The organism is Rhizobium sp. ZPR4 (assembly GCF_040215725.1).
Classification (GTDB): Bacteria; Pseudomonadota; Alphaproteobacteria; order Rhizobiales; family Rhizobiaceae; genus Rhizobium; species Rhizobium rhizogenes_D.
The window spans coordinates 415,120-438,406 of sequence record NZ_CP157967.1 but is presented as its reverse complement, the minus strand read 5'-3'; the positions used below and the strand labels follow the sequence as shown (position 1 = coordinate 438,406).

The following is a 23,287-nucleotide window of genomic DNA, read 5'->3' as shown; positions in this document are numbered from 1 at the left end:
AGGAACATGCCTGCGCTCAGCCTCCCTTGGGATGGCGGAGCGTCAGTCTTCGTAAGCGACTCCGAGCGAAGCCAGCACGTTCCAATAGGACGGGAAGGTCTTGGCGACGCAATCGGGGTCGAGAATGGTAATGCCGCCGATCTTCAGGCCGGCGAGCGCAAAGCTCATGGCGATGCGGTGATCGGCGAAGCTGTCGATCTCCGCCGGCAGCACTTTGCCGGCAAGACCCGGATCGGATGCCACGATCAGATCGTCACCCTCTTCCGTGCCGAGGTTCGGAACGATGCGCGACAGGCCGCTCGACAGCGCGCGGATACGGTCGCACTCCTTGACGCGGAGGTTTTCGATGCCGACGAAGCGTACCGGCGTCTCGTTGAAGGCGGCGAGGACGGCAAGCGTCGGGATGGCGTCCTGCATCTGCGAGCCGTCAATGACGGCGGGCAGGTGCGGGAACTTCGAAATCAGGTCATAGGCTTTCGCATCCGGCTGCGAGAACTGCTCTGCCGGCGTGCCGAGATCGATCTTGCCGCCACCAAGCACTTCGGCAGCCCAGAGATAGGTCGCCGCAGAGGCATCCGGCTCGATCAGGAAGTCGGCGGCATGGTAGCCGGTGGGCTCGACACGCCAGGCGACGGGGCTCACGCGCTCAACCCTCGCTCCGAAAGCGCGCATGGCGGCAACGGTCAGGTCGATATAGCCGAGAGCGCCGATATGTTCGCCGAGCAGCTCGACATCGACAGCGCGATCGCCGCCGGCGGCCATCATCAACAGCGCCGAGACATATTGGCTCGAAAGGCCGCCATCGATCTGCACGCGGCTTGCCTCGAAACGGCCGGTGCCGTTGACCGTTATCGGCGGGCAGCCAGTTTCGGCCGAAGCATCGACGCCGAGCGAGCGGAGCGCGTCGACCAGCGGGCCGATCGGCCGCTTGCGCATATGGGCATCGCCGTCGACGATGACCTTGCCGTCGACCAGTGCTGCGGCAGCCGTCAGGAAGCGCGTCGCCGTGCCGGCATTGCCGAGGAAAAGTGGGGCAGCCGGCGCCTGCAGCTTGCCGCTGCCGGTTACGATGAAAGTGGTGTCGTCGGGTTCGTCGATGACAACGCCCATGGCACGCAGCGCCTCGGCCATATAGCGGGTGTCGTCGCTCTTCAGCGCGCCTGTCAGCCGGCTCGTGCCCTTGGCAAGGCCTGCGAGCAGCAGCGCGCGGTTGGTGATCGACTTCGATCCCGGCGGCATGGCGCGTCCGGTCAAAGGCTTGCCCGGCGGGATAATCGTGAGTTTGGCTCTACCCATCATCATTCTCTTTGATCAGTCAGGAAGGCGGCCGATGGCCGGCGGTCGGCTTCCTTTACCGCCTCGCATGAAAAACCGATAGCGGAAATCTCAGAACTTTACCGTGGGAACGGCACGATCCGCTTCGTTTGATATCTCGAAATAGGCCTTCTTCACGAAACCGAAGGGGCCGGCGATGAGGTTGTTCGGGAAAGTCTCGACCTTGACGTTCAGATCGCGTGCGGCACCGTTGTAGTAGCGGCGCGACATCTGGATCTCGTTTTCCGTCGTTTCCAGCGATTGCTGCAGCTCGACGAAGCCGGTGTTGGCCTTCAGGTCGGGATAGGATTCGGACACGACCATCAAGCGGCCGAGCGCTTGGCTGAGAACGCCTTCGGCGGCGGCACGGCCGGCGACATCGCCAGCAGGCACGGCCTGCGCTGCGGCACGCGCCTGGGTCACCTCGACCAGCGTTTTGTTTTCGTGGCCTGCATAGCCTTTGACCGTCTCGACCAGATTGGGGATGAGATCGGCGCGGCGCTTCAACTGCACGTCAATGCCGGACCACGCCTCTTCCGCGATCTGGCGGGCACGAACGAGCCCGTTATAGATGAAGACGACATAGAGCGCGGCCAGAACTATGATCGCGAGAAGAATATACATCTGGAATCCCCTGGGCGACTGCAACCACAGGGACAGTAGGCAGATTTGCTGGCAATGTCACCCGGCTTAACGATCATGCGAGAGCGAGATCAGGTCAGCGTGGCCCGATCTGGGGGAAATCCGCATTGGGATCGCTCGGAAAGCATATCCCGTTATCGCAGCTCTTGGGAGCGCAAGCATCCTGCGCTCTCCGGCCGCGATTCAAGCTTATGCGGCCTGCTGGTTCCAGTTGATGCCACCGGCATCGGTCAGCAGGAAGGCCTCGCCGCAGGCCTTGGCCAGCGTGCGCACGCGCAGGATGTAGCTCTGGCGCTCCGTCACCGAGATGACGCCACGGGCATCGAGCAGGTTGAAGACGTGGCTTGCCTTGATGCACTGGTCGTAGGCCGGGAAAACGCACTTGTGCAGGCGCTGGTTTTCGCTGTCGCCGGGAGCGCCGGCTGCGAGCAATGCCTGGCATTCCTTTTCGGCATCGATGAAATGGCGATGCAGCATCTCGGTATTGGCATATTCGAAATTATGCCGCGAATATTCCTGCTCAGCCTGCAGGAAGACGTCGCCATAGGTGATCTTGTCTTCGCCTTCGAGGCCGTTGAAATTCAGGTCATAGACGCTGTCGACGCCCTGAACGTAGGTCGCAAGGCGCTCCAGACCATAGGTCAGCTCGCCGGCAACCGGCGCGCATTCGATGCCGCAGACCTGCTGGAAATAGGTGAATTGCGAGACTTCCATGCCGTCGCACCAGCATTCCCAGCCGAGACCCCATGCGCCGAGCGTCGGGCTTTCCCAGTCGTCCTCGACGAAGCGGATATCATGCAACAGCGGATCGAGGCCGATCGCTTTCAGCGAGCCGAGATAGAGCTCCTGCAGGTTCGGCGGATTGGGCTTCAGGATGACCTGATACTGATAATAATGCTGCAGGCGGTTCGGGTTTTCACCATAGCGGCCGTCGGACGGACGGCGCGACGGCTGGACATAGGCAGCCCGCCAGGGCTTCGGGCCGAGCGAACGCAGCGTGGTCGCCGGATGGAACGTGCCGGCGCCCACTTCCATGTCGTAGGGCTGCAAAACCGCGCAACCCTTGTCGGCCCAATAATTGTGCAGCGTCAGGATTAGCGCTTGGAAGGAGCGCTTCGGGTTCATGTGGTCGGGCACGTTGGCAGTCATGGGAGCTAATTTCTTCTGCTAGCGAATGGTTGGGCGGACAGGTGCCACGGCGGGGCGAAAGGGTCAAGGCTTTGAAGCACAAACGGCAATGCAGCCAGCCTCACCGGGGCATATGAGTTTTATTCATCCTCGCGCTTCACATGATACTCGCCGGTCTTCGGATCCTTGACCAGCGTTCCCATGGCGCCCGTGCGGCGTTCCGTTTCGGCACGGCGGGATTTTTCGGCAAGCTTCCGGGCATCGCGCACGAAGCGTCGATAGAGCAACCAGATGCCGCCGACAGCGATGATGAAGAAGATAGTCTGGGGCATTACCCAGCGCTCCCGATTACAATCCGTACCGGCTCCACAATGCCCTCTCCTCTGCCGCTTCCGCAAGCCCGGAAGCAAGCCCGGCGCCGAGGCCATTCATGCCGCCAAGCGAAATGCCCGGAGCCTTGCGGCCGAAAAGGCTGCGCGGCGTGGTAATCAACATCGGCTTGACCTTGTCGCCGAAACGCTTCCTCAATTCCTGACGCATGTCGCCGAGGCCATCGATCAAGCCAAGCTCGAGCCCGCGACTGCCGGTCCAGAAGAGGCCTGAGAACACTGTTTCGTCCGCCGAGAGCTTCCCAGTCCGCCGCTCGAGCACCATGTCGATGAAGACCTTGTGGATCTCGAGCTGCAGGCTTTTCAGATATTCGATGTCCTTTTCCTTCTCCGGTTTGAAGGGATCGAGGATCACCTTGTTGTCGCCGGCGGTATAGACGCGGCGCTCGACGCCAATCTTCTTCAAAAGCTCGGGAAAACCGAAACCGCCGGAAACGACGCCGATCGAGCCCACGATGGAAGTCGCATCGGCAATGATCTCATCACCCGCCAGCGCAATCATATAGCCGCCGGATGCTGCGACATCCTCGACGAAGACCAGCACCTTCTTGTTTTTCTCGGCGGCAAGATCGCGAATGCGATTGTAGATCATGCGCGATTGCACCGGAGAACCGCCCGGCGAATTGACGACGATGGCAACGGCCGGCGCCGTCTTCATGCTGAAGGCCTTTTCGAGCGCCTGCGACACGCCTGCAAGATTGAGCGATTGCCGCAGCGGGCCGCCACCGGACGAGATGACGCCGCTCAAACGGACGACGGGCACGATCACCTCCTCCTTGCGGAAGCGCTTCGGAAGCATGCGTCTCAAGAACCCAACCATTCGTCATCCCTGAATCATGATGTTTGCTGCCCCGTGATGTATGCACGGAAACGGCAAACGCAACATTGCGGATCGTATTTCATGCCCTGATCCTTGGGCGACCGAGTGGCTATCGGCGCGGATACGGAGCGCGGCCGTTGTTCATATCATCGACGAAATCGGTGAATTTATGTGTCCCTTCGCCGTGCATGATCAGAGGCGCACGCAGTGCCAGCCTCGCCCTCGATCCCTTGATCGCCGTCACCAGAATGCGCACCGCACTCTCGCCTTCGCGGGGATGGATCGGCGTGATTTCTATACCGCCAAAGCGGCGGCCGCAGGCGACGATGATCTCACCGATCGATTCCGGCCGCGCAATCAGCGATAGCTGACCGCCAGGGATCATGATCGCGCCGGCCGTGCGGATCCATTTCTCAAACAGCCCCTCGGTCATGGCATGCGCCTCGGCCTTCAGCGCATCGGGCGTCAGCCGGTCGCTGGCATCGTTGAAGGGCGGGTTCATGATGACGTGGTGGAAGCTGTCGTCGACAAGGCCTGCCTCGTTGCGATCCTTGCCGGTCAGCGTCACATCGGCTTCGATGACGGAGACACGATCGGCAAATTGGGCATTTTCCGGCAACACAAGGCTCTTGCGGGCGAACTCGGCCATGTCGGACGAGCGCTCGAACAGCACGACTTCCGCCAGGTCGAGTCTCGACGCCACAGCCATTCCGGCTGCTCCCGCACCTGCACCGAGATCCGCCACCCGTATGGAGCGCTCATCTGCGACGAGCGCCGCCAATAGCATGGCATCCATGCCCGAACGGTGCCCCCTGCCCTTCGGCTGGACGACATGAAAGGCGCCGCGATGGAAGGCGTCGATGGTTTCGGAGGGCTTACCGGTCATGGCCGACCTCAGGTCCGCACCGGGCGCAGCTCGTCGCCGAGGCCGGCATCGATGAGGATGCGACGGGCCAGATCGGCCCGCTCTTCCTCGACCAGGAAACGGCGCGGCAACATGCCGAGCGAGCCCTCCAGAATGCTCATGGCCTGATCCGCAACGAAGCAATGAATTCCTGCATCCTTCATCAGGCTCTCGGCAAATGAGAGTAGGACGGGGTCGTTGGTGCGGATCAGCTCGTGCATAAGCCTTAGAATTCCTGTCAAATTTACGCGACGAGACAATTCGCCTCTTGCCGCCTCTTTCGCCCCTTCTTATTGTGCTTTGCAGAAAATGAACAGGAGTCCGGATCGTTGGGCGTCGTGATACCGCTGGAAGAAAGCAAGAATAAACTGGCATCCATCAAGCCCTTGGTGGATCTGACCAAGGCGGATATGGAACGCGTCAATCAGCTCATCCTGTCCAAGGCCGGCTCCGATGTGCAGATGATCCCAGAGGTCGCAGAGCATCTCATCTCGTCGGGCGGCAAGCGCCTGCGGCCGATGCTGACCATCGCCTCCGCCGCTCTTTACAACTACCAGGGCGACAATCACATCAAGCTCGCGACATCAGTCGAATTCCTGCATACGGCCACGCTGCTGCACGACGACGTGGTCGATGAAAGCGATCTGCGTCGCGGCAAGTCCACGGCCCGCATGATCTGGGGCAACCAGGCGAGCGTTCTCGTCGGCGACTTCCTGCTCGGCCAGGCTTTCCGCATGATGGTGGAAGTCGGCTCGCTCGACGCGCTCGACGTACTCTCCTCGGCCGCCTGCGTCATCGCCGAGGGCGAAGTGCTGCAGCTTTCGGTCTCCAAGAACATGGAAACGACCGAGGACGATTATCTCTCTGTCATCCGCGCCAAGACCGCCGCCCTGTTTGCAGCCGCGGCCGAAGTCGGACCGATCGTCGCCAATGCCGGCAAGGCGGAGCGCAATGCGCTGAAATCCTACGGCACCAATCTCGGCCTTGCCTTCCAGCTCGTCGACGATGCGCTCGATTACGGTGGCAAGGCTGCCGATCTCGGCAAGAATGTCGGCGACGATTTCCGCGAAGGCAAGATCACGCTGCCGGTGATCCTCGCCTATCGCCGCGGCACCGAAAAGGAACGCGCCTTCTGGCGTGACGCCATCGAAACCGGCAACAACAGCGACGAGAATCTCGAGAAGGCGCTTGGCCTGATCACGAAATACGGCGCGCTGGCTGACACAATTGCCCGTGCCGTGCATTACGGCACCATCGCGCGTGATGCTCTGGCGCCATTGCCGGAAACGCCCTGGAAGTCGGCACTTCTCGAAGTGATCGATTTCTGCATCGAACGCGTTAATTGATAGCGGCGACCCGAATTTGTTGCAGGGCCGCTTCAAAAAAGCCATCCTGTTGTGAATCAGTTGACACGAATGCGTTGTGCCGCCGGCGATTTCGCCGGCCATTCCCTTGATGAAAGGCTTTCTAATGCGGCAGAGACTTGCCATCCGTTTCCTTTCGGGCGTAGCCTTGGCGGCAATCCTTTCGGTGTCCGCCCTGACTGGCGCGCGCGCGGAGGATAAACCGGCAGCGCCGGAGGCCAGTGCTCCGGTTACTTCTTTCGATCCGGATAGCGTCGATACTTTCGCAGGCGCTTTCCTGGCCGCCCGTACCGCCGATGTCGATCACGACTACGACACCGCCGTCGCGCTCTACAAAAAGGCGCTGATGATCGACCCGAGCAATCCGGAGATACGCCAGCGGCTGATGATCTCGCTGCTGCTGAACGGCAACCTGGAAGAAGGCGTCAAATACGCCAACGAGCTGAAGAGCGACCCTTCCGTCGAACGCGTCACGACAATCGTGCGCGGCATGGACGCCATTCGCCGCCACGAATACCGCACCGCGCAGGAAATCCTCAAATATAACGGTCCGAACGATCTGGACCGGATGATGACCAACCTGCTCGCCGCCTGGGCACGCGCCGGATCCGGCCGTGGCAAGGATGCGATCGCAATGATCGACAAGATGAAGGGACCGGACTGGTTCAACATCTTCAAGAACTATCATGCCGGTGCCATCGCGCTGACGATGGGTGACTTGAAGTCGGCACGCTCTCACCTCAATGACGCGATCCTCGACAAGACGGGCGGCGCGACGGCTCCGGATACGTTCATGCGCGCTGTGATGGCGCTCGCTCGTCTCGAAGCCAAGGCCGGCGACAAGCAGAAGGCCCTGGATGCGATCTCCGTCGGTGACAATCTCGTCAGCAATTACGCGCCACTGAATGCGCTGCGCGACAGCATCAGCAAGGGCGATACGCCGGACCAGCAGGTGACCAACGCCAGCGAAGGCGCGGCCGCCGTGCTCTTCACCATTGGCGCTGCGCTGAACCGTGATGGCGCCGAGGATGTCGTCTCGCTCTACCTGCAGATCGCCAACTCCCTCGACCCGAAGGCAGCCGACACGCTGGTCCTGCTCGGCGGTCTGGCCGAAAAGCAGGAGCAGACCGATCGTGCGATCGCTTTCTACAAGAAAGTGCCCGATAACTCGCCGATGGCCCGCATCTCCGAGCTGCAGCTCGGCCTTGCGCTCGCCCAGTCCGGCAAGGTCGACGACGCACGCAAGCATCTGAAGGCGCTGATCGATTCCGATCCCAATGATGTCCGCAGCTATCTCGCCTATGGCAGCGTCCTTTCGGATGCCAAGGACTTCCAGGCCATGGCCGACAATTACGACAAGGCCGTGCAGATCATCGGCCCTGTGCCGAAGCGCAGCGATTGGGCCGTGTTCTTCCAGCGCGGCATTGCCTATGAGCGACTGAAGAAGTGGCCGGATGCCGAGCCGAACTTCAAGAAGGCCCTGGAGCTCAATCCGGATCAGCCGCAGGTTCTGAACTATCTCGGCTACTCCTGGGTCGACATGAACATGAATCTCGACCAGGGTCTGGACATGATCAAGAAGGCCGTCGATCTGAGGCCGGATGACGGTTACATCGTCGATTCCCTCGGCTGGGCCTATTTCCGCCTTAACCGTTTCGACGACGCCGTGAGCGAACTGGAGCGGGCCGCACAGCTCAAGGCCGGCGATCCGACGATCAACGACCATCTCGGCGATGCCTACTGGCGCGTCAATCGCAAGCTCGAAGCCGTCTATCAATGGAACCGGGCGCTCGCCTCCAAGCCGGAAGAGGCCGATATTCCGAAGATCAAGGAGAAAGTCGAGAAGGGCTTGCCGCCACTCGATAACGATCCGAAGACCGTCGACAAGAGCAAGCAGCCCGACCCAGCACCTGCGCCCTCGCCCGACACGAACGCTCCGGCGCCGGTCGACAAGAAGTCCTAAGATTTCCATGAGCACGATCTTGGCAGCGGGCGCTTTCGACCTTACGGAAGAAGCGCCCGCAAAGATCAATCTTGCACTGCATGTCACCGGCCGCCGTGCCGATGGCTATCATCTGCTCGACATGCTTGTCAGTTTTGCCCGCCATGGCGATCGTCTCGGCTTTCGTCCCGGCGAGCATGACGATTTCAGCCTTTCCGGGCGCTTCGGGCCTCTTCTTTCCGCCGATGCCGAGGCTGGCGACAATCTCGTGCTCAAGGCGCGTGATCTCTTGCGACAGGTAGCCAACGCGGCCGGCTTCGACGCCCCCCCCGCCCATATCCATCTGGAAAAGAACCTGCCGATCGCATCGGGAATCGGTGGCGGCTCGGCGGATGCAGCCGCGACGTTACGCGGGCTGATGCGGCTGTGGCGCCTTAAGCTGCCGGAGGACACGATCAAGACGATCGCCTTGAAGCTCGGTGCCGACGTGCCGATGTGCCTCGCCAGCCAGCCGCTGGTGGCGCGCGGGATCGGCGAGGCAATAGACCTGCTGCCCGGATTTCCGGCCTTTGCCATGATCCTCGGCAATCCGCTTGTCGGCGTCTCGACGTCGGATGTATTCCGTCAGCTGCCCCGCAAGGACAACCCGCCGCTGCTGTTTCCGTCGCAGATGCCGCAAGGGCAAGGCGAATGGATCGACACGATCAAGACCCTGCGCAACGACCTCGAACCACCTGCGCGCTTGATCTGCGGCGAGATTTCGATGCTCTCCGGCCTGATCGAAAGCCAGTCCCCGATCCTGACGCGCATGTCCGGCTCCGGCGCGACGTGCTTCGGCATCTTCAACGATCTCGAACAGGCGACGGCCGCCGCCGCTTCGCTTCACAGACAGAGGCCGGACTGGTATTTCCGGGTAACCGAAACGATCGCGGGAGAGGCATGATGACAGCGTCAGGCAACGAAAGATCCTTCATTCCCGTCGGTATCGCCGTATTGACCGTTTCCGATACCCGCACGCTCGCCGATGACAAATCCGGCGATACGCTGGTTGCGCGGATCGCTGATGCCGGCCACAGGCTCGCTGCCCGCACCATCGTTCCCGACGACAAGGAGCGCATCCGCGCGCAGGTGGAAGTCTGGACGAAAGACGATGCCATCGACGTCGTCATCACCACCGGTGGGACAGGCTTTACCGGCCGCGACGTCACGCCGGAAGCGCTGGAGCCTCTGTTCGAAAAGCGGATGGATGGTTTTTCCGAAGTCTTTCATCGGATCTCCTACGACAAGATCGGTACGGCGACGATCCAGTCACGGGCGACCGGCGGTGTTGCCAACGCCACCTTCATCTTCGTGTTGCCGGGATCTCCCGGTGCCTGCAAGGATGCCTGGGACGGCATCTTGAAGGCACAGCTCGACTACCGGCACATGCCCTGCAATTTCGTGGAGATCATGCCGCGCCTCGACGAGCATCTGAAGCGCGGCGCCGGCTCCAAGTAGATCTTGCGCGCCTGCAGGGCGGCAGGTGGTCGCTATGCCTTCGGCCCCGGCAAGACAGGAATTGATTCCCATTTATCGCCGCTGAGAATGATGCAGCTGCGGCCGGACGCGTCGCTCATCAGCAGCGTCCAGTTGCCGCTCTCGGCCGCGTAGATCTCCATGATCGTATTGGAATCGAGCTTGCCGATGGCGGAAAGCTTTTCCGAAAGATGATCGCCGAGAAAGGCGACGATATCGACGCGCTGAGCGCAGGCAAGCGTTACCTGGGAGGCGGCGACGCGAGGATAGAGGATCGATGTTGCCACGAGGGCCGTTGCAATGAGGCGGGTGAGCATCGTGCGTTTCATAACGCACCTCCTTTCGCCGAAGTCTCGGCGAAAAAGGAGAGTTCCGCTGACCAGTTCCGCCTGATATCGGCATCTTCATGGTCGGCCGCCTGACGCGACACGCGTAAGGTGCCGCCACATGCAAATTATCGCAGCTATTTGCGGGTTTTCAAATGGAATCTCGGACCAGAGCCTATCGCGCCGCCCGCGCCACCCAGGACGGAATAAGCTCGCTTGAAAGCCGCCGACCCTTCTGCCCCTTGGCGAATTCGGCCAGCGGCATGCCCGATCTCGCGACGGCAATGGCCTGGTGCTTGGAAAGCAGCAAACCCAGCTCCAGTGGAGCCGTGCGACGGCCGATTCGCTTCAGAAACGGGCGGCGATAGCCACGCGATGCGGTAAAGCGCGCCGGCACTTTGTTCAGCGAAACATATTCGGCAATCTCATCGATCCAGCCTGCCTGCGGCCGCGCGCCGGGCTCGACCAGCAACAGCCATTCCCCCCTCGCCGACCGCAATATATCCTTGATGTCCCATTGCGAATAAAAGCGGCAGCCGGCAGCATCCGCCACCTTGGATGTGCCGTCCCTGGAACCGTGATCGAGCACGACCACATCGCTGACGAGCCCTTCGACCGCGCCTGCCACCAATGCCGCCAATGTCTGCGCCAGCTCGGGTTCGTGATCCTGGCATTCGATGATGACCGTCAACATTGCCCATTTATAGAGCGGCGCACAATTTATTGCCAGCACCTAACCTTCAGGTCCGAACGTTTAAGAAAAGCATCATACGCCGCCTGAAATTCCCGCAGCCGGCATCGCCAAACACCTCCCGTGAATGAGGTGGAAAGTGGCGTTTCCGGATTTTTGTTCTTGCAATGTTCTCATTTGTCGGATAGGAATTTAATCATCTTAGACGCGGCATGCGATGGCATGAGCCGCCCTGGAGCTACCGATGAACGAGCAGTCCCTTGCAGGGCAGGCCGCTTTCGCGCCTGCCAATACGGCAGATGTTGCCAATGCTTTGATCGCCGATGCCGGTCTCAGGGTCGACGCCGAGCGCCGGCGTGGACGCGGCGCGGGGTTGAACCCGAGCGGTCGGTTCGAGCCGCAGCAGCGCGAAACCTTCGACGATGGCTGGCAGAGCTTCGAAGAGCTGCCGCCCTTCAAGACCGAGGTGCAGGTGGAGAAGCCTCGCACGGCCATTACCCGCAACGAATCTCCCGATATTCCCTTCGATCGCTCCATCAATCCATACCGCGGTTGCGAACATGGCTGCATTTACTGCTTTGCGCGGCCCACGCATGCCTATATGGGCCTGTCGGCGGGGCTGGATTTCGAATCGAAGCTGTTTGCCAAGCCGGATGCGGCCAAGCTTCTGGAGCGCGAGCTGGCAAAGCCCGGCTACAAGCCGCGCGTGATTGCTATCGGCACCAATACCGACCCCTATCAGCCAATCGAGAAGGAATGGCGGATCATGCGCCAGATTCTCGAGGTACTGAACCGGGCGAACCATCCAGTCGCCATCGTCACCAAGTCAGCGCTGATCATGCGCGATATCGACATTCTGAAAGAGATGGCGACCAAGAACCTCGTGCGGGTAGGCCTGTCGGTGACGACGCTCGACCGCAAGCTGGCGCGCACGATGGAGCCGCGTGCTGCGACGCCGCCGCGACGGCTGGAGGCGATCCAGGCCTTGAGCGAAGCGGGCATCCGCACCTCGATCATGGTGGCGCCGATCATCCCCGCACTCAACGATCACGAGATCGAGCGCATTCTCGATGCCGGCAAGGCGGCCGGCGCGCAGGAGGCAAGCTATGTCATTTTGCGGCTGCCGCTGGAGGTGAGCCCGCTGTTCCGCGACTGGCTGCTGCAACATTATCCGGATCGCTATCGCCACGTCATGTCGCTGATCCGCTCGATGCGCGGCGGCAAGGATTACGATGCCGAGTTCGGCAAGCGCATGAAGGGTGCCGGACCGTACGCCTGGCAGATCAGCCGTCGCTTCGAAATGGCGACCCGCCGGCTCGCGCTCACACGCCGTAACATCGCACTGCGCGACGATCTGTTCGTGCCGCCCGATGGCAGCGGCGTGCAGCTGTCGCTGCTCTGATTTTCGATTTTGACCTTCCTTGCGGGGTTTCCCTGAGCCCGCTGGAAAAGCCCCCCGGTTCGCCGCCATGATCCACCGGGGGCTTGCAGGAGATCGGGTGGTGTGCGAGCTTCGCCGCATGTCACGCCGTGCACCACCCGATTCTCCAATGCTCTTCGAGGACGTCCCACTCGTTCCGAGTTTCGAGCTGGAACTGATTGCGCGCCGTGCCGGCCATTGGCCGGTTGCCGGAGCCGATGAGGCAGGCCGAGGCCCGCTCGCAGGACCAGTCGTGGCTGCCGCTGTCATTCTCGACCCCGAACGCATTCCGAATGGTCTGAACGATTCCAAGCAGTTGAGCGCTGCCAAGCGCGAGGAACTGTTCGTCGAGATCCTGGCAACAGCAACAGTCTCCATCGCCTCGTCGAGCGCCGGTCGCATCGACACGACCGATATCCGCAAGGCAAGCCTTGATGCCATGCGGCGCGCGATTTGCGGACTGGCACTGCCGGCAAGCTATGTGCTGACCGATGGACTCGATGTGCCAACCGGTCTTGCCTGCCCGGGCAAGGCCGTGGTCAAGGGCGATGCGCGCTCCTTCTCCATCGCCGCCGCTTCGATCGTCGCGAAAGTGACCCGAGACCGGATGATGGCACGCGCCGGTGTCGTTTTTCCCGCCTATGGGTTTGCTGCCCATGCCGGCTATGGCACGGCACAGCACCGCGCCGGCATCGAGGAGCATGGCCCCTGCTCCCTGCATCGCATGAGCTTCCGCCCCTTGCGCAAAGATGCCGTCTGAACACTCAGAGCATTTCCGCTTTTCTTCGAATCGCGAAAACGCTCTATCCCTTGTTTTGCGCAATTCCAGACGGAAAGCCGCTATACGTTTTTCCGGAAATTGCTTTAGCGCGTCAGTCCAGTGACAAGCTCCGCCGACCATTTTCTGATATAGGCGATGTCTTCCCTATAGATGCGATCGTGCCCATCCTGCAGATTGCGTCGGTATCTCTCGATCCCACGCTCGGCCTCTCGCTCCATGAAGGACAGCAAGGCCTCCAGCCGTTCGACAATGATGTCCGGTAGGCGGGCACGCTCCGCGGCGGGCAGCCCATAGGCATCGACAAAGATGCGGGCGCGACGGATCTGGTCGGCTGGCCTCTCCAGTCCCTCCGCTGCAACGCTCGAGGACAAGGGCGCCCATCGATAGACCGCATAGGCCAGATCCCAGCAACGGGAGCCGGGATGCGCCGCCTCGAAATCGATGATACCAGTCACCTCGCCGTTGTTCAGAACGACGTTGTAGGGCGCGAAATCGCCATGGCAGATGATCTCGCAGGGCGGCCGGGCCGGCAGTTGCCACCTATAGCCGGCCTCAAGGCTCTTTGCGAACAAGGCGGAACAATCATGATAGCGACGCAGCAGCGATGCCGCCGACTGCAGCGCTTTTTCACTGCGCATATCAGTGCGGTCATCGAGATCGCCGGTATCTCCGGGCAGATAGGTTACCCGCTCCCAGGCCTCGTCATATCCAGCCGAAATCGGAGCTGCATCGAAACCATGCCGATGCAGCACAGCCAGCAAGGCGTGCACGCCCGCTGTCCAGGCCGCTGCCGGCCTCACGATAAGATCGCCCTGACGAAACGGTTCGCCGCCTATCACTATCTGCATCCGCCCCTCCCCAAGCTCATGATTTTGCTGCTGGTTGCGGTAATGATCAACCCGGCGGGGCGGAAAACAACAAAAGCCCCGCCGAAGCGGGGCTCTTTTGAATTTCGATCATCCGCAGGCCTAATTCAGCCGCGTCTTCACTTCCTTGACCGCATCGCTGAAGAGACCCGACTGGACGTTGCCATCAGCCTTCTTCGCCAGAACCGATTCAGCAGCAGCAATTGCCAGGTCGACGGCGGCGGAACGGACCGCCTTCATCGCATCGGCTTCGGCCTGCTTGATCTTCTGCTCGGACAGAGCCGTGCGGTTGGCGACGAATTCCTCGGTCTTCTTGCGAGCTTCGTTCGTCAGCATTTCAGCTTCGCGCTCGGCTGCGGCAACGATGTGCGCTGCTTCAGCCTCGGCTTCCTTACGCTTGCGCTGATACTCGGCCAGCAGGTGCTGGGCCTCTTCGCGCAGGCGCTTGGCTTCCGCCAGCTCGTTACGGATCTGATCAGCACGGTCGTCCAGCGACTTTGCCATCATGCCCGGAACCTTCAGGTAAACGATCAGGCCGAGGAAGATGAGAAGGCTGACAAACGCGAAGAAGGTGTTGTCTAAAGCGAATTCCATGGATCACCCCTCCTGCTTGGCGGCAGCTGCTGCAACCGCAGAGGCGACATCGGCCTTGCCGGCGACATTGCCAACCAGCTGCTCGACGACGGCACCAGCCGTCTCCTCGGCAATCGCGCCGACATCGCCAAAGGCTTTCGCCTTGATTTCAGCGATCCGACCTTCTGCGGCCTTGAGCTTCTCAGCCAGGCTTGCCTCGATCGCCTTGCGATCTTCCTCGGCCTTGGCCTTGGCGGCATCGCGGGCACTGGCGCCGATGGAATTCGCCTTGGCGCGCGCAGCGGCCAATTCGCTTTCATAGGTCGCGACGGCGGCGTCGGCTTCAGCCTTCAGACGCGAGGCTTCTTGGATATCCTGGGCGATCCGGTCGTGCCGGCTTTCCAGAATGCTGCCGACGCGCGGAATAACGATCTTCTGCATGGCCACGTAGAAGATGACGAAGGTGATCACCAGCCAAAGCAGCTGTGACGGATACGTCGTATGGTCAAACGGCGGGAATACGCCGCCGTGATGGCCTTCATTCGGCGCACCCGTTTCCGTGTGCACCGCTCCGGCGGCCGGCGGTGCTTCTTCAGCATATGCCGGGGTCACAAACATGCTCACCTCCAGGTGGTCTGCAAATACAAAGAATCACGGCTCGCTGCTCGCGAACCGTGATCTATGACGCCGCTGAGATCAGACGGCGAAGAGCAGGAGGAGAGCGACGAGCAGCGAGAAGATGCCCAGAGCTTCCGTAACGGCGAAGCCGAATACCAGACGGCCGAACTGGCTGTCAGCAGCCGACGGGTTGCGCAGTGCGCCGGACAGGTAGCTGCCGAAGATATTGCCGAGGCCGAGAGCCGTGCCGGCCATACCAAAGCAAGCCAAACCTGCGCCGATGAACTTTGCTGCTTCCGCGTCCATGTTGAACTCCTTTGAAATGGTTGTGCGGTGAATGACTGACGCCGTTAGACGCCAATGTCTTTATCCTTAGTGGCCACCCGGGTGGATTGCGTCGTTGAGGTACATGCAAGTCAGCACCGCAAAGACGTAAGCCTGGAGGAAGGCGACAAGGAACTCGAGACCGGTGAGGGCGACGGTCATGATAAGGGGAAGAACAGCCCCGCCGATGCCAAGCGCGCCGAGTGCTCCGAGCGAGGCGACGAAGCCTGCGAACACCTTAAGCGTGATATGACCGGCCAGCATGTTGGCGAAAAGACGAACGGAGAGCGAAACCGGGCGGGACAAGAAGGAGATGATTTCGATCGCCACCACCAGCGGCAGAAGAACGCCCGGAACACCCTGCGGGACGAAGATCTTGAAGAAGCCGAAGCCATGCTTGATCAAGCCGTAGAAAATAACGGTAAAGATGACGAGCAGTGCAAGCGCCAGCGTCACGATGATCTGGCTGGTGACGGTGTAGAAGTAAGGAACGAGGCCGAGCAGGTTCGCCGTCAGGACGAACATGAAGAGAGAGAAGACAAGCGGGAAGAACTTCATTCCCTTCGTCCCCGCCCCCTCTTTCAGCATCGAGGCAATGAACTCATAGGCCATTTCCGCCACCGACTGCGAGCGCGTCGGGATGACGCCGCGCGGCGCGCTGGCAAAATAAAGGAAGCCTGCGGAAATCACTGCGGAGGCAACCATGAACAGCGAGGCGTTGGTGAACGAAAAATCAATTCCGCCGATATCGATCGGGATAATCTTGAAGATCAGGAACTGATGGGTAGGATCGTTTGCCACCGCTTGTTCTCTTTCATTTTTCCGCTCCACCGAGCGGATGCTTCTCATCTGGAAACAGCGCCGCAGCGTTGCTTCCGCTCATTTCTTGTCAGGCCCACGCCCTTCCGGCATCGGTGTCGCCACCTTGCCTGCGGAGCGCAGCACGTTCAGCACGCCAGCACAAAATCCGAGAAGCAGCAAGATAATCATGCCCCACGGCGTCGTACCGAGAAAACGGTCCAAGACATAGCCCAGAACAGCGCCAACGATGATTGCGGCTATGAACTCACTGGAAAGCTTCATCGCCTGAGCATAGCCCTTACGGCTCTCCTCGGCGCGAACCTCCCCGCGTTCATCCTCTCTCACCGCAGCACGCTTGTTCGCCAACTCGGCTCCCAGCTGCGCCCGCCGCTGTTCCAGACCTTCGTCGCGGTCATCCGTCATGGTGGCATCCTCCCCATTTTCGTTGCGCGTAATCCCATTACCCCGGTCAACGCGTAAACGAACAGCAGGTTTCGCCACCTTTCGGCCCGTTTTGAAGTCGCGCGCAACATAGTTTTAGGAAAAAGCATAGTCAAGGCGTAGACGTCATCTGTCCAGCCATAAATTAGCCCAATTAAATCATGATCTTAGGCTGAAAGAGCCATATTGATTGAAAACTGAGCCGAAGAATCCTCTTCAGCCCCTGCTTTCTTGTGGCTTTTTTGCCAGGGGAAGCGACCCTGCCCGCGGCGTCAATCAGCCGGAACCGGCCGCCTCAGCTCCAGCCGCCGCCATAGGTCCTATAGAAGATGTGCATGCCTATGCGGCCAACCTTCACCATTTCAGCCGCCCATTTCGGCCGGACGTAGACAGCATGATAATGGGTGGCGGAACCGACTTCCGGCAGCCAGATCTTACCGGCAGTGACGGCCATAGCGACCTGGCGGGCGATGCGCCAGTGTTCGGGAGAATTGACGCGCTCCTTGACATTGTCGCAGGCAAAGGAGAACTGGCAGGCATTGTGCCAATCCTCGTTCTGATAGACGACACCGCAGATGGTCTTCGGATAGGCGGGATTGCGGACACGGTTGAGGATGACCTGGGCGACGGCGGCCTGCCCCTTCACGGATTCGCCGCGCGCCTCGAAATAGATGCCGGTCGCAAGGCATTGCTGCTCGTCGGATGAGAAGACCGATGGCGGCAAGACATTGGCGGCCCAGGCATGATCCTTCGGGCCAATCTGCGGCACGAAGCGGCCCTCGCCGTCCTGATCCTTGGCGAGAATGGAATCGAAGGGCGAGACACGGGCATAGTCCGGCGCCGGCGAGGCATAGGCCGCTGCCAGAACATCGGCATTCTGATTGGTGACCAGATTGGCGAGATCGGCCGGCACGCTATCGTCCAGCTTCGGCGGCTCTTTCTTGTAGAAGGCCGTGGCGATCTGGATTTCCTTGCCGCCGAGCTTCGGCTTCAGGAATGCGGTGCGCTCGCCGGTCGCGGATTCCGGCCGAAACAACATGCTCTGGCGCTGCAGCACGGAGCCTGCGGAAAAATCCTTCGGCGGCTGCATCGGTTCGACGGCCACCACTCTGCCCTTCTTATCCTGCCGATTGATGCGATCCTCATCCGGCCGGGGATCGCTGCCCTTCTGTTCGGACTGGAACGCGACCCGGCGCCCGTCCGGCAACACGAGGCCACCATCTCCAATGGCGGCGGAGGCCTTGACGTCACCGAAGGCCAGTTCCGCCTGATGGGTGGAGCCGGCTGGCGAGTCAGTCATCACCATGCGCCAATTGGCGCCTTCCCTATCGATCCCAGCAAGCAGGCCGGCAAGATCGCCATAGGCTGCTGTCGATGGAAAAATAAGCCAGGCGCAAAGCCCGAAGACGGCTGGAGAGGTCCAGTTTTGTGGCAGGAACCGCAATTTGCGGCTGGCATAACGCGAGCGAGACAACACCGGACTCCAAACGGCACTCGAAACTAGGAGCCGGAATAATCTCCCATTAACCTTGATGGATGGTTAATTCGGGCGATTCTATGGTTACGAATGCGATGATCCGCAAAACATGAAAGGCCCGGCGGATATCCGCCAGGCCTTTTTGAAGGAGCGGCAAGAATATCCGCGTCAGATGATGACGTGCGAGCCGAGTTCCACAACGCGGTTGGCCGGCAGGCGGAAATAGTCCGACGGATCGGTCGCGGCGTTGGCGAGCGCGATATAGAGCCTGTCCTGCCAGTGCGGCATACCGGATTTCGCATCCGGCACCAGCTTGCGCCGGCCGAGATAGAAGGAGGTCGACATGATGTCGAACTTCAGGCCCGTCTTGCGCAGCGTCGCCAATGCCTGGGAAACGTTTTGCGATTCCATGAAGCCGAAGCGCAGCTCGACGCGCGAAAAGCGGTCGGAGACCTTTTCGACGGTATAGCGATCCTCCTGGGCGACGCGCGGCTTGTTGACGGTGCGGATCGTCAGGATGACGTTCTTGTCGTGCAGGACGTGATTGTGCTTCAGATTGTGCAGCAGCGCGGCAGGTGCAGATTCCGGATCGCTGGTCAGGAAGATCGCCGTACCGGGCACATGCGCGGGCGAATGATCGCTCTTGCGCTCGATGGAGCTGACGAAGGAGGACAGCGGGATATCGGTGTGCCGCGTCTTTTCCATCAGGATCGAGGTGCCGCGGCGCCAGGTCCACATGATGACGGTGAAGGCCGTCGCGATCATGACCGGAACATAGCCGCCGTCATGGATCTTCAAGAGGTTGGCGCCGAGGAAGACGAATTCCAGCAGCAAGAGCGGCGTGAGCACGGCAACCGCCATCGGCAGCGTCCAGTTCCAGCGGACACGGACGAATTCAAACGCCATGATCGAGGTGACGACCATCGCGCCGGTCACCGAAATACCATAGGCAGTTGCCAGCGCGTCCGAGGTCTTGAAGGCCAGGACGAGGAAGATGACGCCGAAGAACAAGACTGTGTTGACCGATGGCAGGAAGATCTGCCCGGTATTGGTCTCGGAGGTAAAGAGAATTTCCATGCGCGGCAGGAAGCCGAGGTGAATCGCCTGACGCGTGAGCGAGAAAGCACCCGTGATGACGGCCTGGCTGGCGATGATCGTCGCCATGGTGGCGAGAATGACCACCGGCAGGATCGCCCAGTGCGGATACATCAGGAAGAACGGGTCCGACATGGCCATGGGATCGCGCAGCACCAGAGCGCCCTGGCCGAAATAGTTCAAGGTCAGCGACGGAAACACCAGCACGAACCAGGCCCACTGGATCGGACGGCGGCCGAAATGGCCAAGGTCGGCATAGAGCGCTTCCGCGCCCGTCACGGTCAGGAATACCGCGCCGAGAACCACGACGCCAAGAAAGCCTTCCCGCAGGAGGAAGCTCACCGCATACCAGGGATTGAGCGCCGCCAGAATGCTGTAGTCATCGGAAATGTGCATGATGCCGGCAACGCCCATGACGATGAACCAAAGCGCCGTGATCGGGCCGAAGAAGCGGGCGACCGCGCCGGTGCCATGTGACTGGATGGCAAAAAGCAGCGCCAGGATCGCGACCGATATGGGCACGATATAATCCGACAGTTGCGGCGTGACGAGCTTCAGACCTTCGACAGCTGAAAGGACCGAAAGCGCCGGCGTAATCATCGCGTCGCCGAGGAAGAGGGCCGCACCCAAAAGGCCCAGCAGCATCAGAATGGCGGTGTGGCCGTTCGCCGTCTTCATCAACAGCGCGAGAAGCGACAAGGTGCCGCCTTCGCCGTCGTTGTCTGCGCGGAGCAGAAAAAGGACATATTTGATCGTGACGATGATCGTCAGCGTCCAGAACATCAGCGAGACAACGCTGATGACTTCGCCGCGCGTCAGACCGTCAGCGGCCACCGGCTTCAGTGCTTCGCGAAAGGCATAGAGCGGGCTCGTACCGATATCGCCATAAACCACGCCAATCGAACCGAGCGCGAGGTATGCGAGCTTACGAGCGTTCATTTTCCCGTCGGGAGAATGATGGGTTTCGTTAGACATTCAGGATCACTAGACTCTCAGAGCCAGCCTTTCCAGCGAAAAAAGAAAAACGGAACGATGGCGGAAACCACCATCAACAACAACGATGTCGGGTAGCCGTAGGCAAAATGCAGTTCGGGCATGTGCTCGAAATTCATGCCATAGACGGACGCCACGAGTGTCGGCGGCAGGAACACCACGGAAGCGATCGAGAAGATCTTGATGATGGCGTTCTGCTCAATATTGATCAGCCCGAGCGATGCATCCAGCAGGAAGGTGATGTTTCCCGCGACGAAGGAGGCGTGCTCCGACAGTGACTGTACATCCCGCGAGACATTGCGACACAGTTCCCTGGCCTCCTGGTCCTGCTGCATGGCGGGTATGGCATGAAGAAAGGTCAAGAGCCGGGACAGCGAACTCAGGCTGTCACGTACCTTGCTGAGCGTACGGTGATAGCCTGCGATGTCCTTGAGCTTTTCTTCGAGATAGTTGCCCGGGCGGCGGATCTTCTTTACGCGATCGCCGAACACGTGCACCGACAATATATCGATACCCGCAACGGTCTGTTCAAGGACCTCGGCGGTACGGTCGACGATGGTTTCGAGAAGCTTGGCAAGAAGCGCGATACCCGTACGGCGCTCCTGCGGAATGCGCTGCAGCGCCGCGATGAAGAGTGCGAAGGACTTCGGCTGCGCATAGCGGATGGTGACCAGCCGATGCCCCGTCAGGATGAAGGCGACATCGGTGAGCATCGGCAGATTGGTATCGGCCTTCCACAACAGCGACGCCGTGAGAAAGACGGAGCCGTTTTCGACATAGAGGCGGCTCGACGGCTCGATGTCCTTCATGTCCTCGCGCGTGGGAACCTCGAGCCCAAGCAGGCGCTCGATATTGGCTTCTTCCTCACGCGTGGGATCGACCATATCGATCCAGATGGCATTGTCAGGCAAGCGGTCGGCGGCCGAGAGATCGGGGAGCTGAAGTGGCTTGGAATCTGAGCAATAGGCAGTTATCAACTGCTCGCTCCCGCAGCAGCGGAGACGACGCTAAGGTCGAGGCACGTTGCGCGCACTCGCTGCGATCCCACCAATGGCCAATGAAAAAAGCTCATAAAACCCCGGTCGTATCCCGCCGGTCTGGCCGGGAATCCGTGTCCATGTTCCATTGCGCTGCTGTACCAATCCTTCGCCCGTCCTGGCGAAGCCGCCTGCTCGGACGAAATAAAACCACCATGCGGCGGAGGGCGGTCATCGGAAATGCTCGACCAGTTCCACGCCGGCGGCGCATATGCAGCAAAGCTCGCAAAGAATCAAGTCACAACCTCTTCATTGCGCGATTTCACCGCAGTTTGGCTAAACTTGCGAAGTCATAGCACAGGATGCCGACAAGACAATCCGTCACTATACGGAAAGCCCGGATGTCTTTGTGAATTATTCAAATACGATCGATGGCGCCGCGCGCTGTGGTGCGCTGGCCACTTGCTTCCAGACCTTGGCAGCGATCTCGCGATATATGCCGGCTACCACCCCGTTCGGCTCGGCGGCGACAAGCGGCGTGCCAGCATCCGAAGTCTCGCGGATGCCCATGGTCAGCGGCACTTCACCGAGGAAAGGCACGCCGATGCGCTCGGCTTCCTTGCGCGCGCCACCATGGCCGAAAATATCATAGCGTGCACCGGTATCCGGCGCGATGAAATAGCTCATGTTCTCGACGATGCCGAGGACGGGAACCTCGACCTTGCGGAACATGTTGAGGCCCTTGCGCGCATCGATCAGCGCCAGGTCCTGCGGCGTCGAGACGATGACAGCGCCGGCAAGCGGCACCTGCTGCGCCATGGTCAGCTGCACGTCGCCAGTGCCGGGCGGCATGTCCACCACGAGCACGTCGAGGTCGCCCCAGGCAACCTCACGCAGCATCTGCAGCAGCGCCGATTGCACCATCGGCCCGCGCCAGATCATCGCGGTCTCCTCTTCGACGAGGAAGCCCATCGACATGACCTTGAGGCCGTAATTCTCCATGGGATTGATGATGCGCCCGTCGATCTGCGTCGGGCGTCCGGAAATCTTCAGGAGGCGCGGCATCGAGGGGCCGTAGATATCGGCATCCAGAATGCCGACGCGCAGGCCGTTGGCCAAGAGGCCTAGCGCGAGATTAACTGCGGTGGTCGATTTGCCGACGCCACCCTTGCCGGAGGCGACCGCAATGATGGCCTTGACGCCCGGAACGCCGATCTTGGCGGCGCGAGGCGGCTGTTGCGGCGCGTGCTGATGAGGATGTGAATGGCCGTGCGGGGCAGCTTGTGCGGGCGCAGGCCGGGGCGCCGGAGCACCGGCCTTCTTGTCGGCCGTCAGGGCGACGAGGGCGCCCTTGACACCGGGCATATCCTTGATGACCCGCTCGGCCGCAAGACGCATCGGCTCCAGATCCTTGGCACGTTCGGCTGGAACGGTGATGGAGAAATAGACCTTGCCATCGGAAATGAAGACATCCGACACCATGCCGAGCTCGACGATATTGTGCTCCAGGTCGGGGCCGCGAACCGTCTTCAACGTTTCCAGCACCTGTTCCTTGGTGATATCAGCCATTTCATCCTCACTGCAGAATCCTTTTCGGCAGCGCTGCATCGGGCGGGCGCTTTCCGAAATCATTCTGGTTTAGATAGTAGAGAGGCGGGACTTCGCCAAACGAAATTCGGGACGCCGTCGATAAAATGCGTCTTCGTTGCGGCCGGCAGGTCCGCCGGGTCCATGAAGAACCCTTACCAGCCGCAACGCTCTCCCAGTTCGGGAAGACATGATCGTCGGCCGACATAGAACACCCGTCTGAAAGGAATAGGGCGAAGGCGCGAAAATCGTCCCACGAGCGCGCCCGAACTTGCTAAGCGTGTTAAATAAGCAACAAC

Annotated in this window: 25 protein-coding genes; 6 read left to right on the top strand and 19 right to left on the bottom strand. The window is 60.6% G+C overall.

Annotation, left to right across the window (positions count from 1 at the left end):
- Positions 1 to 42: 42 nt before the first annotated feature.
- The 7 genes from ABOK31_RS02130 to ABOK31_RS02100 form a co-directional block, all read right to left on the bottom strand.
- A complete protein-coding gene (locus tag ABOK31_RS02130) occupies positions 43 to 1,299 on the bottom strand; it encodes a 3-phosphoshikimate 1-carboxyvinyltransferase (protein WP_174179412.1) in 1,257 nt (418 codons plus the stop codon).
- An 87-nt stretch (positions 1,300 to 1,386) separates the two neighbouring features.
- On the bottom strand, positions 1,387 to 1,938 hold the full coding sequence (locus tag ABOK31_RS02125) for a LemA family protein (RefSeq protein WP_174179146.1): 552 nt from the start codon (positions 1,936 to 1,938) through the stop codon (positions 1,387 to 1,389).
- A gap of 207 nt (positions 1,939 to 2,145) precedes the next feature.
- On the bottom strand, positions 2,146 to 3,105 hold the full coding sequence (locus tag ABOK31_RS02120; RefSeq protein ID WP_015338989.1) for a glycine--tRNA ligase subunit alpha: 960 nt from the start codon (positions 3,103 to 3,105) through the stop codon (positions 2,146 to 2,148).
- A 119-nt stretch (positions 3,106 to 3,224) separates the two neighbouring features.
- Complete coding sequence (locus ABOK31_RS02115) at positions 3,225 to 3,416, bottom strand: hypothetical protein (RefSeq protein WP_174179148.1); 192 nt, start codon at positions 3,414 to 3,416, stop codon at positions 3,225 to 3,227.
- Positions 3,417 to 3,432: 16 nt separating this feature from the next.
- Positions 3,433 to 4,293 (bottom strand): S49 family peptidase, encoded by an 861-nt coding sequence (locus tag ABOK31_RS02110; protein WP_174179150.1) that lies wholly within the window; start codon positions 4,291 to 4,293, stop codon positions 3,433 to 3,435.
- 109 nt (positions 4,294 to 4,402) lie between these two features.
- On the bottom strand, positions 4,403 to 5,179 hold the full coding sequence (locus ABOK31_RS02105; RefSeq protein ID WP_174179152.1) for a methyltransferase: 777 nt from the start codon (positions 5,177 to 5,179) through the stop codon (positions 4,403 to 4,405).
- 8 nt (positions 5,180 to 5,187) lie between these two features.
- Positions 5,188 to 5,418, bottom strand: coding sequence for a DUF2007 domain-containing protein (locus ABOK31_RS02100; RefSeq protein WP_112422761.1), 231 nt, complete (start codon positions 5,416 to 5,418; stop codon positions 5,188 to 5,190).
- Positions 5,419 to 5,526: 108 nt separating this feature from the next.
- Between ABOK31_RS02100 and ABOK31_RS02095 the strand changes: the two genes are divergently transcribed.
- From ABOK31_RS02095 to moaB, 4 genes are all read left to right on the top strand, one after another.
- Positions 5,527 to 6,543, top strand: a complete 1,017-nt coding sequence (locus ABOK31_RS02095) for a polyprenyl synthetase family protein (protein WP_174179154.1) — start codon at positions 5,527 to 5,529, stop codon at positions 6,541 to 6,543.
- 124 nt (positions 6,544 to 6,667) lie between these two features.
- Complete coding sequence (locus ABOK31_RS02090; RefSeq protein WP_349957591.1) at positions 6,668 to 8,524, top strand: tetratricopeptide repeat protein; 1,857 nt, start codon at positions 6,668 to 6,670, stop codon at positions 8,522 to 8,524.
- A gap of 7 nt (positions 8,525 to 8,531) precedes the next feature.
- Positions 8,532 to 9,446, top strand: coding sequence for a 4-(cytidine 5'-diphospho)-2-C-methyl-D-erythritol kinase (locus tag ABOK31_RS02085; protein WP_349957590.1), 915 nt, complete (start codon positions 8,532 to 8,534; stop codon positions 9,444 to 9,446).
- Positions 9,446 to 10,000 carry a molybdenum cofactor biosynthesis protein B gene (gene moaB / locus ABOK31_RS02080; protein ID WP_349959056.1) on the top strand — a complete coding sequence of 185 codons (555 nt, stop codon included), beginning with the start codon at positions 9,446 to 9,448 and terminating at the stop codon, positions 9,998 to 10,000. Before ABOK31_RS02085 ends, moaB begins: the two co-directional genes overlap by 1 nt.
- 32 nt (positions 10,001 to 10,032) lie before the next feature.
- On the opposite strand, the gene ABOK31_RS02075 is transcribed toward moaB, so the two are convergent.
- Together ABOK31_RS02075 and ABOK31_RS02070 are read right to left on the bottom strand one after the other, a co-directional pair.
- Positions 10,033 to 10,347 (bottom strand): hypothetical protein, encoded by a 315-nt coding sequence (locus ABOK31_RS02075; RefSeq protein WP_349957589.1) that lies wholly within the window; start codon positions 10,345 to 10,347, stop codon positions 10,033 to 10,035.
- 172 nt (positions 10,348 to 10,519) lie between these two features.
- Complete coding sequence (locus tag ABOK31_RS02070; protein ID WP_174179164.1) at positions 10,520 to 11,038, bottom strand: glycosyltransferase; 519 nt, start codon at positions 11,036 to 11,038, stop codon at positions 10,520 to 10,522.
- A gap of 241 nt (positions 11,039 to 11,279) precedes the next feature.
- On the opposite strand from ABOK31_RS02070, the gene ABOK31_RS02065 reads away from it, so the two are divergent.
- Complete coding sequence (locus ABOK31_RS02065; RefSeq protein ID WP_174179166.1) at positions 11,280 to 12,437, top strand: PA0069 family radical SAM protein; 1,158 nt, start codon at positions 11,280 to 11,282, stop codon at positions 12,435 to 12,437.
- 118 nt (positions 12,438 to 12,555) lie between these two features.
- Complete coding sequence (locus tag ABOK31_RS02060) at positions 12,556 to 13,215, top strand: ribonuclease HII (RefSeq protein ID WP_174179414.1); 660 nt, start codon at positions 12,556 to 12,558, stop codon at positions 13,213 to 13,215.
- A gap of 104 nt (positions 13,216 to 13,319) precedes the next feature.
- Here the strand turns inward: ABOK31_RS02060 and ABOK31_RS02055 are convergent, their stop codons facing one another.
- From ABOK31_RS02055 to apbC, 10 genes are all read right to left on the bottom strand, one after another.
- A complete protein-coding gene (locus tag ABOK31_RS02055; RefSeq protein ID WP_349957587.1) occupies positions 13,320 to 14,084 on the bottom strand; it encodes a phosphotransferase in 765 nt (254 codons plus the stop codon).
- Between the two features lie 120 nt (positions 14,085 to 14,204).
- Complete coding sequence (locus ABOK31_RS02050; RefSeq protein ID WP_174179170.1) at positions 14,205 to 14,696, bottom strand: F0F1 ATP synthase subunit B; 492 nt, start codon at positions 14,694 to 14,696, stop codon at positions 14,205 to 14,207.
- 3 nt (positions 14,697 to 14,699) lie between these two features.
- Positions 14,700 to 15,293: a F0F1 ATP synthase subunit B gene (locus tag ABOK31_RS02045; RefSeq protein WP_349957585.1), complete on the bottom strand. Its 594-nt coding sequence runs from the start codon at positions 15,291 to 15,293 to the stop codon at positions 14,700 to 14,702.
- 78 nt (positions 15,294 to 15,371) lie between these two features.
- A complete protein-coding gene (locus ABOK31_RS02040; RefSeq protein WP_015338972.1) occupies positions 15,372 to 15,599 on the bottom strand; it encodes a F0F1 ATP synthase subunit C in 228 nt (75 codons plus the stop codon).
- 66 nt (positions 15,600 to 15,665) lie between these two features.
- Positions 15,666 to 16,418 (bottom strand): F0F1 ATP synthase subunit A, encoded by a 753-nt coding sequence (locus ABOK31_RS02035; RefSeq protein WP_069612427.1) that lies wholly within the window; start codon positions 16,416 to 16,418, stop codon positions 15,666 to 15,668.
- Between the two features lie 78 nt (positions 16,419 to 16,496).
- Positions 16,497 to 16,841, bottom strand: a complete 345-nt coding sequence (locus tag ABOK31_RS02030) for an AtpZ/AtpI family protein (protein ID WP_174179174.1) — start codon at positions 16,839 to 16,841, stop codon at positions 16,497 to 16,499.
- A 313-nt stretch (positions 16,842 to 17,154) separates the two neighbouring features.
- Entirely contained in the window at positions 17,155 to 18,333 is a 1,179-nt protein-coding gene (locus ABOK31_RS02025; RefSeq protein ID WP_174179176.1) for a cell wall hydrolase, read from the bottom strand.
- Positions 18,334 to 18,504: 171 nt separating this feature from the next.
- Positions 18,505 to 20,406 carry a potassium transporter Kup gene (locus ABOK31_RS02020; RefSeq protein ID WP_174179178.1) on the bottom strand — a complete coding sequence of 634 codons (1,902 nt, stop codon included), beginning with the start codon at positions 20,404 to 20,406 and terminating at the stop codon, positions 18,505 to 18,507.
- A gap of 17 nt (positions 20,407 to 20,423) precedes the next feature.
- Entirely contained in the window at positions 20,424 to 21,401 is a 978-nt protein-coding gene (locus ABOK31_RS02015; RefSeq protein ID WP_174179180.1) for a magnesium transporter CorA family protein, read from the bottom strand.
- Positions 21,402 to 21,815: 414 nt separating this feature from the next.
- Positions 21,816 to 22,970, bottom strand: coding sequence for an iron-sulfur cluster carrier protein ApbC (gene apbC / locus ABOK31_RS02010; protein WP_349957584.1), 1,155 nt, complete (start codon positions 22,968 to 22,970; stop codon positions 21,816 to 21,818).
- Positions 22,971 to 23,287 lie beyond the last annotated feature (317 nt).